This is a genomic window from Streptococcus chosunensis, assembly GCF_003626515.1.
Taxonomy (GTDB): Bacteria; Bacillota; Bacilli; order Lactobacillales; family Streptococcaceae; genus Streptococcus; species Streptococcus chosunensis.
In genome coordinates this window covers 104,193-117,444 of the sequence record NZ_RBCK01000003.1, presented here as the reverse complement: position 1 = coordinate 117,444, position 13,252 = coordinate 104,193, and the positions used below count along the sequence as shown (strand labels likewise).

Annotated in this window: 11 protein-coding genes; 1 reads left to right on the top strand and 10 read right to left on the bottom strand. The window is 41.1% G+C overall.

Going from position 1 to position 13,252, the window contains the following annotated elements; all coding sequences use genetic code 11:
- Positions 1-17: 17 nt before the first annotated feature.
- The 10 genes from rpsD to D7D54_RS08625 all read right to left on the bottom strand — a co-directional run bounded on the left by rpsD (position 18) and on the right by D7D54_RS08625 (position 11,483).
- A complete protein-coding gene (rpsD, locus tag D7D54_RS08670) occupies positions 18-629 on the bottom strand; it encodes a 30S ribosomal protein S4 (protein WP_000092756.1) in 612 nt (203 codons plus the stop codon).
- A gap of 194 nt (positions 630-823) precedes the next feature.
- Complete coding sequence (locus D7D54_RS08665) at positions 824-1,876, bottom strand: HAMP domain-containing sensor histidine kinase (protein WP_020902467.1); 1,053 nt, start codon at positions 1,874-1,876, stop codon at positions 824-826.
- A complete protein-coding gene (locus tag D7D54_RS08660) occupies positions 1,873-2,571 on the bottom strand; it encodes a response regulator transcription factor (protein WP_020902466.1) in 699 nt (232 codons plus the stop codon). Before D7D54_RS08660 ends, D7D54_RS08665 begins: the two co-directional genes overlap by 4 nt.
- 123 nt (positions 2,572-2,694) lie before the next feature.
- Entirely contained in the window at positions 2,695-4,809 is a 2,115-nt protein-coding gene (locus D7D54_RS08655) for an SSURE domain-containing protein (RefSeq protein ID WP_120719245.1), read from the bottom strand.
- Between the two features lie 115 nt (positions 4,810-4,924).
- Positions 4,925-5,941, bottom strand: a complete 1,017-nt coding sequence (locus D7D54_RS08650; RefSeq protein WP_020902464.1) for a glycosyltransferase family 2 protein — start codon at positions 5,939-5,941, stop codon at positions 4,925-4,927.
- Between the two features lie 178 nt (positions 5,942-6,119).
- Positions 6,120-6,785 (bottom strand): potassium channel family protein, encoded by a 666-nt coding sequence (locus D7D54_RS08645; RefSeq protein WP_033681014.1) that lies wholly within the window; start codon positions 6,783-6,785, stop codon positions 6,120-6,122.
- 13 nt (positions 6,786-6,798) lie between these two features.
- Entirely contained in the window at positions 6,799-8,178 is a 1,380-nt protein-coding gene (locus D7D54_RS08640) for a TrkH family potassium uptake protein (protein ID WP_120719244.1), read from the bottom strand.
- Between the two features lie 33 nt (positions 8,179-8,211).
- The gene (locus D7D54_RS08635) at positions 8,212-8,976 is read right to left on the bottom strand and encodes a nucleoside phosphorylase (RefSeq protein ID WP_020902462.1); all 765 of its coding nucleotides are present in this window, start codon (positions 8,974-8,976) and stop codon (positions 8,212-8,214) included.
- Positions 8,977-9,279: 303 nt separating this feature from the next.
- Entirely contained in the window at positions 9,280-10,218 is a 939-nt protein-coding gene (locus D7D54_RS08630) for an ATP-grasp domain-containing protein (protein WP_020902461.1), read from the bottom strand.
- Between the two features lie 14 nt (positions 10,219-10,232).
- Entirely contained in the window at positions 10,233-11,483 is a 1,251-nt protein-coding gene (locus D7D54_RS08625) for a dicarboxylate/amino acid:cation symporter (protein ID WP_120719243.1), read from the bottom strand.
- 357 nt (positions 11,484-11,840) lie between these two features.
- Between D7D54_RS08625 and D7D54_RS08620 the strand changes: the two genes are divergently transcribed.
- Positions 11,841-13,189, top strand: a protein-coding gene (locus D7D54_RS08620) for an IS3 family transposase (RefSeq protein ID WP_120719025.1) whose coding sequence is annotated in 2 segments (ribosomal slippage) — positions 11,841-12,282 and positions 12,282-13,189 — 1,350 coding nt in all. Because the reading frame shifts where the segments join, the coding sequence is not laid out codon by codon here.
- Positions 13,190-13,252 lie beyond the last annotated feature (63 nt).

Sequence of the window (13,252 nt, the reverse complement as noted above, 5' to 3'; positions counted from 1 at the left end):
TAAGATATATTTTAAAATTAAAGCATTTTGTTGTAGAATTCAACGACAAGTGCTTCGTTGATTTCTGGGTTGATTTCGTCGCGTTCTGGCAAGCGAGTCAATGAACCTTCCAATTTTTCAGCGTCGAATGATACGAATGCTGGGCGTCCAAGAGTAGCTTCTACTGCTTCAAGGATAGCTGGAACTTTCAATGATTTTTCACGAACTGAGATCACTTGACCTGGAGTTACGCGGTATGATGGGATATCAACACGTTTTCCGTCAACAAGGATGTGACCGTGGTTTACGAATTGACGAGCTTGACGACGAGTAGTCGCAAGACCAAGACGGTAAACAACGTTATCCAAACGACGTTCCAAAAGAAGCATGAAGTTGAAACCTAGGATTCCGCCTTTGATTTTTGTAGCTTGTACGAACAAGTTACGGAATTGTTTTTCACCTACACCGTAAGTGAAACGAAGTTTTTGTTTTTCAGCCAATTGCAAACCGTATTCTGACAATTTAGAACGGTTGTTTGGTCCGTGTTGCCCTGGTACGTAGTTACGACGTGCCAATTCTTTACCTGTACCTGTAAGTGAAAGGCCAAGGCGACGAGCTTGTTTCCAAGATGGTCCTGTATAACGTGACATGTGAATGTCCTCCTGATATAAATAATATTTCGGTGGAAATAGTCACTTAGAAAGCCCTGATTCGTGCAGATGCCCTTCGCCTAAACAGCCAAGGTTACTTGTCATAAGACACCTGTTGACGAGCTTCATGCTTTCCTGCTGATATTTCGCACAAAATCCATTCTACCATGAATGGCTGGATTTGTAAAGGGGTTTTAAGCTTTATTTTCATTGCCAGAGGGATTGAGAACAAGGGTAAAGGTGCTTCCTAGGCCGTACTGGCTGCTGACTGTGATTTCCCCACCCAATTGATGGGCCAATTCACGCGCAATCGCAAGTCCTAAGCCATGACCACCTGTCTTCATGTTACGCGATGTTTCGACACGATAAAGGCGTTTGAAAATATTCTCCAAATCCTCTGGGGCAATCCCCTGTCCTTCATCGGTCACACTGATTGAAAGCTGGTTATTTCCCAGCTTAGCCACCACTTCCAACTTGGTCCCTGGAGCTGAGTATTTAAAAGCGTTATTGACCAGATTCACCAAGATACGAGAAAGTTTGGCATAATCTCCCTCAATCCGGGCAGACTCTGGGATTACCTGCAAATGGACATCTCGCTCCTCCTGCTCAATCAAGAACTGAAATTCACTCATGCACTCAATCAAGAGCTGGTCCAGAAAAATGCTGTCTTTGCTGGTCGTTTCGACCTGATTTCTAGCTGTGTTTAGGGTCAAAAAATTCAACTCCTCAACCAGTTTATTGAGTCTTTCAGTCTGGCGTCCAATGGTTGCTAGATAATGGTCCTGTTCTCCTTCCTTGATAACCCCATCCAAAATCCCTTCTACCGTCGCTTGGATCGACGTGATGGGGGTCTTGATATCATGCGAAAGCTGGGCAATCATCAAGCCCTTTTCTCGTTCGCTTTCTTCCAAGGAATCAAAGGTCGCCTGCAAATCATGGGACATTTCATTGAAAGCTTGGCCTAATTGTTGAAATTCTACAGGGCCTTGAACCTCCAAATTTGAAGGGAAATCCTTGTCTGCTACCCGCTTAGCATGTTCCTTAAGTTTGCTCAACGAAGTAAAGACCGGCGATAGGAGAAAGAGACTAATCCCAGCACCGACAAGGCTGGCAACGATGGTCATTCCAAGCAGAAAGTAAATCTCGCTTTTCTCAATCAGCATTTTTTGAACAGCCCAAAAAACCACGATAATCGTTAGGAGTGTTGAAATGATATACCCCACTAAAATATAACTTTTTAATTTCATTGACTACCTCGTGCTTTCTCAATTTTGTAGCCCAAGCCCCAGACGGTTTTGATGGTCGGTGTTTCTGCACTAGCATGTTTAGCCAACTCCTGTCGCAGAGCATGAATATGAACATTCAAGGTATTGGTATCATCCACATAGTCTTCTTGCCAGACCTTTTCATAGAGGTCTGTTTTAGAGAAAACGCGCTCTGGATTACTGGCTAGAAGCCATAGAAGTTCGAAGGATTTGACTGTCAAATCAAGCGCCACATCTCCGACTTGGACCTCATGGCTACCGTGATTCATCCGTAAATCCCCGAGACTGACGACTTCTGACTCACCTCCACGATGAAGGCGACGCAAGATATTGTGGACACGCAAAACCAGCTCCCGAGGGCTAAAAGGCTTGGCAATAAAGTCATCTGCCCCTAAGCTCAGGCCATAAATCTTGTCCTGCTCGCTAGTCTTAGCTGTGATAAAGAGAAAAGGCTGATCTGGAGATTGATACTGGACCTCACTAATCAAATCATAACCATCCATCCGAGGCATCATGATATCTGTAATAATCAAATCAATCGCTTTTCGCTTGAAGATTTCTAAGGCCTCTACTCCATCATGAGCCACCAAAACCTGATACCCTGCTTGAACCAGATAGCGTTGATGAATATCTGTGATTTCTACCTCGTCGTCAACGAGTAAAATTGTCTTTCCCATCTGTCTCTCCTTTGAAAAAAACAGTGCTATACCACAATAGTATAACACTATTTTAATCGCTTTACGAACATTCTAATCGATATCTGGATTTTTTAAATCCTAGATAGAAAGTCTGTAGCTAGACTAGTCATTTTCCTCTTTTTTAGCTTTCAAGCCGAGTCCACCTAGCAGGCCTGCCAAGGCGAGTCCAAAGAATCCAAGAGTAGCCATTGATGTTTGGGCTTCGCCAGTATATGGAAGCATGTCTTTTTGGTCTTTCATGTGAGCAGCCATCATTGGACTTGATACCTTGTTAGTAGATGCCATCTTGCCTTCATCAGGCATTTTACTTGAGGTTACCATAGGCTGGCTAGCATTCATGGTTTTGTCCTGCTCTTTGTTAGGCATCATCTTATCTTGGCTAACAGCTGGCATTTTAGATTTCATATCATTGAGGGGCTTATACCCATTCAAGTTCACTGTCAATTCTTTAGACGCTACCAGATTGCTCAAGTCTGCCTTGCCGTCTTTCGCACCGTACACTTTGATAGTAGCTTTATAGCTTTGCGTACCGTTTTGTTTTAAAAGGTCAAGCAGCTCTTTGTCTGATTTGCCTTGAGTACCTGCTAAGTCCACTTCATAGAAGTAAAGGCCTTTGCCCAATTTTTCTACTGGTGGAAGAGCAGGATTTTTGGCTGAACCGTTGTCTGACCATGGAGCCTTGTCTGAGGCTTTCAAGATAAGACGAGTCAACATACCGTCACCTGCGAAGAGTTCGTATGGAATAACTTGGTTAACACCGGCTGTGAATGGTCCAGGGAAGTTGGCTTTGTCTAGGTAAGTAGCCGGAACATCTACTGTATCTTTAGTATTGTCAGCCACGCCTTTTTGCACTTCAGCTGGAGTGGTCAAGCCATTCAAATTGACATTCAATTCTTTAGTCGCTACAAGATTGCTCAAATCAGCCTTGCCATCTTTGGCACCGTACACCTTGATGGTAGCTTTATAGCTTTGAGTGCCGTTTTGTTTCAACAAGTCTAACAAATCTTTATCTGATTTGCCTTGGGTTCCTGCCAAATCTACTTCATAGAAGTAAAGGCCTTTGCCCAATTTCTCTACTGGTGGAAGGGCGGGGTTTTTAGCTGAACCGTTGTCTGACCATGGAGCCTTATCTGAAGCTTTCAAGATAAGACGAGTCAACATACCGTCACCAGCGAAGAATTCGTATGGAATAACTTGGTTAACACCTGCTGTGAATGGTCCAGGGAAGTTGGCTTTGTCTAGGTAAGTAGCTGGAACATCTACTGTATCTTTGGTGTTGTCGGCCACACCTTTTTGCACTTCAGCTGGGGTAGTCAAACCATTCAAGTTGACATCCAAATCTTTAGTCGCTACAAGGTTAGTCAAATCGGCCTTGCCATCTTTAGCACCGTACACTTTGATGGTTGCCTTGTAGCTTTGAGTGCCGTTTTGTTTCAAGAGGTCTAGAAGCTCTTTATCAGATTTTCCTTGAGTGCCGGCCAAATCTACTTCATAGAAATAGAGACCTTTGCCCAATTTTTCTACTGGGGGAAGAGCTGGGTTTTTAGCTGAGCCATTATCTGACCATGGAGCCTTGTCTGAGGCCTTCAAGATAAGGCGAGTCAACATACCGTCACCGGCGAAGAATTCGTATGGAATAACTTGGTTGACACCAGCTGTGAATGGTCCAGGGAAGTTGGCTTTATCCAAGTAAGTAGCTGGAACATCCACTGTGTCTTTAGTATTGTCGGCTACACCTTTTTGAACTTCAGCTGGGGTGGTTGCTGGTTGAGCTTCACTTGCTTCACGGTCTTGTCCAGAAACTGTAGCTGCAGGACTTTCCACAGGTTTAACCGCATCTTCTGTTTGTTTCTTAGATTCTGGTTTTGCTTGCACTTCTTCTTTTGGTGCTACTACCGGCTCTTTAGCACCTGCATCTGCTTTTTCTGGAGAGCTTGCAGTATCCAAGCTTGCTTTAGGTGTTGATTCTGCCTGTTCTGAAGGAAGAGCTACATCAACTGCTTTCTTGAGAACCTCTGCTGGTAAGTCGCTCTTTTCACTCACTGAAGCAGCGTCTGGTACGACTTGAGCAGGGGTTGGATTGGCCACATCAGCACGTACAGAACTTGGTTGACCAACTAGGATAAAAAAGCCACTGGCTACAACAACTGAGGCAACACCGACACTAAGACGGCGAATAGACCAACGAGTATATCTTTGATTTGGATTGAATTTCATAGGATTCTCCTTAGAGTTTTTCTTTATTTGATGACTCTAGTATAATCTCCTAAAATTAAAAAGGATTAAGAAAAAGTTAAAATTTTTCTTAAATCCCTCTTATAAAATACTTATATTAATTAAATCCATAAACGGATTTGGTGATTTGATAGACGACATCGGAAAGTTTGCGGGCTGGCAAGACTGAATGTTTGGTCAAACGACTCAACATGGTCTTACGGATAGCCTGAAAGACCTCTGGATTTTCCTGCTGAATATAGGTCCACAACTCCCGTTTTTTGGCCAGATGCTCTGCTGTGCCTGCTCGGTTGAGCAAGGCACTGGAAATCACCGTCGTGATTTCAATATGATTCAGCAGATATTCTCGCATTTTGGGATGGCTCACTTTGGACAAATCAAGCTGGTCTACCAAGAGTCGATTGACCTTGAGTTGCTGGTCAATACGCTTAATCATCACTTGCTCATTGACTGACTGGTCCTCACGCCCAATCAAATAACGATAGAAATCAACAGGTAGATAGTACATGGTCTTGACCTGCTGAAGGGGGGTAAAGACAAAGAGATTATCGACATAAAAGGTATGCTCAGGCAATTGGAACTGGCTCGCTCGCAACAAATCTGTCCGGTAAATCAGCGAGTGCATCATGATATACTGGCCTTTTGAGAAATTTCCAACCTGATCCCAGCCAAAAATCTGCTGGACAGGCAAGACTGACTCATAACTCATACTCTTCTTACGAGACTGACCTTCCTTTTCATAGACAAAATTAGTCACAAAGGCATCAACTTCCTGCCCCTCACTCTCTAGTTTCTGCAAGGTTTCAATAATCTTTAGGTAAGCACGAGGATCCACCCAGTCATCACTATCCACTACTTTAAAATAGCGCCCAGAAGCCTCTACCAAGCCACGATTGACAGCACCCCCATGGCCTTTGTTTTCCTGATAGATGGCTCTCACGATATTAGGATACTTGCTGGCTAAACGCTCAGCGATTTCCTGAGTCTGGTCCTGAGACCCATCATTGATAATCAAAATCTCAACTTGCTCACCACCAATCACTAGCGACTCCACACAGTAATGAAGATAGGCAGCGGCATTATAGCTAGGGATGGCGATAGACAATAACTTCATAATCTACTCCTTTAGGGGACTGATTTCTTCTTTCTCTCTTATCACTTCTTCCTATTTTACCATAAAGTCCAGTTTTTGAAGGACTTTTACTAGAATACAAGGGGTTCTAGTCTCAATTGGAATACAGGTCTCTCTCTATTTGCTATCTAGGACATCAAAAAAGAGGGGTGCTCCCTCCTTACGAATTTAATTCTGCCAAGTCATCTAGATACTGGTTGTTAATGACCGCCAAGATATAGGCATCTGCCCTCAAGAGATCATTAGGGCCAAACTCGACATCCAAGGGGGAATTTTCCTGTTCACGAAATCCTAGGACATTGAGGTTATATTTGCCACGTAAATCTAGCTGACTCAGGCTTTGACCTGCCCAAACACTCGGAATTTTCATCTCCACAATAGACACATTTTTATCCAGCTGAAAGACATCAACATTGTTATGAAAGAGAATGGTCTGCGCTAGAGACTGCCCCATTTCATACTCAGGTGAAATCACCGAGTCAGCACCGATTTTTTCTAGCACCTTCTTAGCTGTCTGGCTTTTGACCTTGACAATAACCCTTGGTACCCCTAGATTCTTACAATGCATAACCGCAAGCACACTCGACTCCAGATTTTCCCCTGTTGCCACTACAACCGTATCACAGGTATCAATTCCTGCAGTTCTGAGCAATTCCTCGTCTGTAATATCGCCAACAACTCCACGCGCCAAAACTGGCTCAAATTGATTGATACGCTCGGCGTGGTCGTCAATGGCAATGATATTCATATCTTGCTTGGCAAGGGCCATCAGGACACTACTCCCGAAAATCCCCAAACCTAAAATTCCAATCGTACGATCTGACATCATTCTTCCTTTCTTATCCAATACTAATATCTGCTTTCATATACTGAATCAAATCTTTCTTATCAGGCTGGTAATCCGCTAGACTAACCAGCAAGGTCAAGGGACCGATACGGCCAATAAACATGAGCACCATGATAATGCTAAGAGCTAGCTTGCCCAATTCTGGCGTCAGATTTGCCGTTACCCCAACTGTCGCAAGAGCTGAAATGGTCTCAAACATGAGGTAGATAAATCGCGGTGTTCCTTCTGCTGTAATTCCCAACAACATCAAGCCCAACAAGAAGGTCATCAAAAAGATAATGAAGACACTAAAGGACTTTTGGACTGTTCGAGCCTCAATGGTTCTCTGCGCAACATTGGCATGAGGCAAGCCTAGCAATTCACTACGCGCAAAGACCAATAAGACAAAGAAAGTCGTAATCTTGAGCCCCCCAGCCGTCCCTCCAGGCGCTCCACCCAGAAACATCTGTAGGATATAGATAAACAAGGTCACAGGCCGAGCTTGGGTGTAATCAATAGAAGCAAAACCAGCTGTTCTCATGCTTACAGTTTGGAAAAAACTAACCAGCACTTTCTCTGGAACACTGAGATTGCCAATCGTTCCTGGATTGTTCCACTCCGTAAAGAGTGTGGATACTGTCCCAAACAGCAAGATCCCTGCAGTCAAGAAGAGAACCAGCTTGGTGTGGAAACGTAGACGGCGTTTTTTCTTCTTGTTAAACTGGGTTGCTAAGTCAAACCAGACCATAAAGCCAAGACCACCTGTGATAATCAAGCTAGCAATGACCAGATTGATCAAGGGATCCGTCTGAAAAGCCACTAAACTGCTACTGCCGAAATTATCAAAACCAGCATTACAAAAGGCTGAAATGGCTAAAAAGATAGAGGTAAAAATGCCTCGTCCCCAGCCAAACTCAGGAATAAAACGAAAACTTAGTAGGAAGGCACCCAAGCCCTCCACCAGAAAAGTTGTCAAAAAGATAGACCGCATAAAGGCCTTCAGCGACCGAGTCTCCCCGTAACTAAAGCTTTCCTGAATAGTTTCACGACTGCGAAGACTGAGCTTTTGCTTCCCCTGAATATAAAAGACCCCGATAAAAGTCATGAGACCTAAGCCACCAATCTGTATCAAGAGCATACAAATCAACTGCCCCCAGACATTATAGGTAGTAGCTACCGGTTGCGTAGAAAGGCCGGTTACACAGACCATAGACACCGTCGTAAAAAGATGGTCAAAATAAGTGGCCTGCGAACCACTTGCCTGAACAAAAGGCAAACTCAAAAGAAGAGAGCCTATAAAAATAACTCCAGCGAAACTTAAAAAAATCCGACGAGCTGGTGAAAGTCCACCCAAGGCTCTTTCAATTTTTTTCACAAATAATTTGAATAACATACATCCATTGTACCATAAAAAGTAGGAGAGTAGCTATATCTGAAAGGCTATCTCAAGGCAGAGTTCCAAGGCCTTCTCAAAAGCTTCTGAACCCCAGTCACGACTATCGTACTGGTCCAAGTCTGCTAAGGAATCAGCTGTGAACAACAATTCTCCCCAGAGAACCCCACGCAGTTGGGCTACTGCCGCAAGCGCAGAACACTCCATCTCCACAACAGCACAGCCTTCTTCCTTGCGATAAGCCACCTTTTCATCCGTTTCTCGGTAAAAACCATCTGTCGTCCAGGTCATAACTTCTTCATAAGAAATCCCTCTGGCATCCAAAACTTGCTCAATAGCAGCAATAGCCTCTGGCTGAATTTCCATATAACGAGAAGGTGCCACATAGTGATAACTAGCTCCTTCATCTCGCAGAGCGCGCACAGGGACTAAAAAGGCATTTTCTTCTGTATCAGCCAGCACACCACAGGTACCTGTAGATATAATCTGCTCCACACCATATCCAATCAACCAATCCATAAACTGGGCTGCTGGAGCTGAGCCGACAGGTGCCTGAGCCAGACAGATCTCCTCGCCTTTGTAGTTCACGACATAGACTGGATAGGTCTTGGTGGCAGAAACGAATTCGCCGACACAGTTCGCCCCTACTTCCCTCGCATAGCGATCAATCTCCTCACCTAAAAAAGCATAGACACACTTCTTAGGCAAGTGCAAATCCAGCCCCTCGTGATTAGGCATGATAACCGCCTGAGGATTATCATCGAACTCTAAAATAGGAATCGCATGTTTCTGAATCATAACCCACCTCCTCTAATTTTGTACTATTGTATCAAAAGCTGACCGAGTGTCAAGTAGGGGGTTGATGAACTGAGGAGAAAAAATCTCAGTATTCTTGGAATTCTCAACACTAAGTGATTTCATAAATCATAAGGAATTAGAGTAAACATCACAAACGTAGCCCCTCTGTAATTAAAATCTTCAGAGGGGACGTTATATATTAGTAGTTGTTGTTGATAACTGTTACCTTGAAAGAAAAGTATTTATGTCTTACTTTATCCGGAAGTTATTATCAAATTTTTAAAAGATCAACTTCCAAGATGATCATTCACTATAAAGAGCTTCTAACTCCCTCTTTAAATATTCAGCTAGATGTTGATGAGCAAAGATGTCAGCATTCTGTTCCGCTGTAGGATTATAGTTTGTATTGGTATTTACATCATACACATAAATATCTCCGCTTTCTGATTGAACCCATTCTATAGCTGCCACATCAATATGAGCATTTTTAAGGAAGGCTTCATAAGCTTCTTTTTGAGATTCTGGTAGAGGTTCTGTAATTTGGAATTTTTCAGAAGTTTCCAGTTGTTCTGGTCTCTTACCGATTTGACAACCATCTGCTGGACAAAGTTGGAAACCATCTGAAGAATCAATTGAAACAGTATAAAGGAACTTCTGATTGATAAACTCTGAACGACGGATACGACCATCACTTGGTTTAATATAAGCCTGCAACAAGGTAATACCATCTACTGAAGGTTCAAAAGCAGAACTATTAATATATGCTTCTAGTTCTTCTTCATTTTGGAAAAGTTGCACTCCTAATCCCTTTCCTGCTCTATTATGCTTGGTAATCAAAGGATAGATATTCAATTTTCTTGCTGCTTCAATGATATTTTCTGGGCCCAAAACAGCAACTGTTGCTGGAGTCTCGATACCAGATTCATTTAATTTCAAATATTGTTTCACCTTACTGATTTCTAGATTGATGGCTCCCGTTCCATTAACTACTTTACGTCCATGAGCCTCTAGCCACGTAAGCACCTGCTCCGTAAACTCTGGTGCATAGCGATGCCCTCTCGTATGAGAAGATGCGGACATCCTATTATAAAAAATTCCTTTTGGAGGTGGGCTTTGAAGATCTAATATCCCACTCGATAAATCCCATAATTCATAAGGTACTTGTATTTTTTCTAACCATTTTACTAAATGCTGTGTCCATTCAATATTTTCATGAATCACATAAACTTTTGCGTTACTCATAAGTCCTATCTCCTTTAAGAAAAATTAACTGACAATTGATGTTGCTTGTCTTCCTCTAAACTATAACCTTCTGTTTTTTCAATGACACTGACTGTTAAGATTTGACCCAAAACATTGATCATTGTACGGCCAGCATTCACAAAGAAATCAACTGCAAAAATCAAGGCTACTCCTTCTACTGGCAATCCAAGCTGGGGTGCTGCTGCCAACAAAACTACGATAGCTCCTGATGGAACAGTCGCTGCAGTTTTCCCAATTAAGGTCAAAAGTAAAACTGTAAATAAGAGACTTGATAATGAAAATTGGATACCGTAGGCATGTGCGATAAAAATAGTGGCTACTGAAAAATAGACAGCTGCTCCTTCTAGATTAAAGGTATATCCTAAAGGAACAACCAAATCAATCGTATTCTCATCATGTCCCTGTTTTTTTAAATCCTTTAATAGGGACGGTAACACAACACTCGAACTACCTGAAATAAATGCTAGAGTCAAGAGGCTCCAATTTTCACGAAAAGCAGTCAAATATGGAACTTTAAAGATAGAGGCAATCAGAGGGAAAACAACTAAAATGAGAACTCCATAAGCCAAATAAGTTCCGATAACAAATTGACCAAGTCCAACTAACTTATCAATCCCTGTACTAGCGACATCTTTTGCAATAAATCCAAAGATTCCGACAGGAGATAATTTTACAATAACAGTTACAATTTTATAAATAGCTTCAATCCAGATTTGGAAACCTTCAAGAATTTTTTGGGTTTTATCATTCTTCAAGCTACCAATTCCATAACCAAGAAATATAGCAAAAACAATAATTGGAAGAAGAGAGCCTTCTGAAATTGACTTCACAATATTTGATGGAATAAAACCAAGTAAAAACTCACTCAATTGGACATTATTAGCTATCCCGTCGATATTAGCTCCAGTTTGACCAATATTCACACCTTGACCAAATCCCAAATAGTAACTAGAGAATACAAATAACAAAGTGATTGTAGTTGTAACAGCGAAAAAGTAGAGTAAGGTCTTCGTTAAAATTTTACCAAACGATTTTTTTCCAATGACACTAGCCACTGCAACTACTATAATTGGGAATATTAGTGGAATAATGACCATGTTCACCAATTTAATAAATGCTTGTCCTAAAAATTGATAAAAACCTGCAAATTGTGGCCAGATTACTGCAAAAACAACACCTAAAATCAAAGCTAGCAATAATTGCAAACCGAGTGAAAGTTTTGACCATAAATTAACTAATTTCATAAAATAACCCCTTTGCTTTTATTTGCTAATTATTCTACTACGAATCTTCTAACTTGACTAATATATATTTTCTATTGTGACCATAAAAAAGATTTATGACAATATCTCAAAGTGTCGTCATATCTATTTCGCTATCCATTATGAATTTTTTATGTTAGAAAAACACCACCATCTAAACTACTCAACTGGATGGAGCAATTCCATAATGATCAAGAAGAGTGACTTCAAGTATCAAATCTACAAAAATAGGCTGAGTAAAAAGTCTTTGAAATCAGAAAAACGCATAATATCAGGTAATGAATGAACTGCACCCCAAAAGTTAGACAGAAAAAATCTAACTTTTGGGGTGTTTTTATTATGAAATTAACTTATGATGATAAAGTTCAAATCTATGAACTTAGAAAACAAGGATATAGCATAGAGAAGCTTTCAAATAAATTTGGGATAAACAATTCTAATATTAGGTACATGATTAAATTGATTGATCGTTACGGAATAGAGTTCGTCAAAAAAGGAAAAAATCGTTACTATTCTCCTGATTTAAAACAAGAAATGATTCATAAAGTCTTACATGAATGCTGGACTAAAGATAGAGTTTCTCTTGAATACGGCCTCCCGAGTCGTACGATACTTCTTAATTGGCTAGCACAATACAAGAAAAACGGGTATACTATTGTTGAGAAAACAAGAGGGAGAGCACCTAAAATGGGACGTAAGCCAAAAACGAGACCTGAAGAGAGGACAGAATTAGAACGTCTTCAAGCAGAAAATGAGTATCTGAGAGCGGAGAATGCCGTCCTAAAAAAGTTAAGAGAACTCCGATTGAAGGAGGAAAAAGAGAAAGAAGAAAGACAGAAATTGTTCAAGAATTAATGACTGAGTTTTCGTTAGATATTCTTCTAAAAGCCATTAAACTAGCTCGTTCAACCTACTACTATCACTTGAAACAGCTAGATAAACCAGATAAGGACCAAGAACTTAAAGCTGAAATTCAATCCATTTTTATCGAACACAAGGGAAATTATGGTTATCGTCGGGTTCATTTAGAACTAAGAAATCGTGGTTATCTGGTAAATCAGAAAAGAGTTCAACGCTTGATGAAAGTACTCAATTTACAAGCTAAAATGCGACAGAAACGAAAATATTCTTCTCATAAAGGAGACGTTGGCAAGAAAGCAGATAACCTCATTCAACGCCAATTTGAAGCAGCCAAACCAATAGAAAAGTGCTACACAGACGTGACAGAATTTTCCATTCCAGCAAGTGCTCAAAAGCTTTACTTATCACCAGTTTTAGATGGCTTTAATAGTGAAATTATCGCCTATAATCTTTCAACTTCACCCAACTTAGAACAAGTAAAAACAATGTTGGAACAGGCATTCACAGAGAAGCACTACGAAAATACAATTCTCCATAGTGACCAAGGCTGGCAATATCAACACGATTTTTATCATCAGTTCCTAGAGAGTAAGGGAATTCAAGCATCCATGTCACGTAAAGGTAACAGTCCAGACAACGGTATGATGGAATCTTTCTTTGGCATTCTGAAATCGGAGATGTTTTATGGTTATGAGAAAACCTTTAAATCACTTAATCAATTGGAACAAGCCATTGTTGACTATATTGATTACTACAACAATAAACGAATTAAGGTAAAACTAAAAGGACTCAGTCCTGTACAATACAGAACTAAATCCTTTGGATAAATTAATTGTCTAACTTTTTGGGGTCAGTACAGAACAACCTTGATATTATGCGTTTTATTGTTG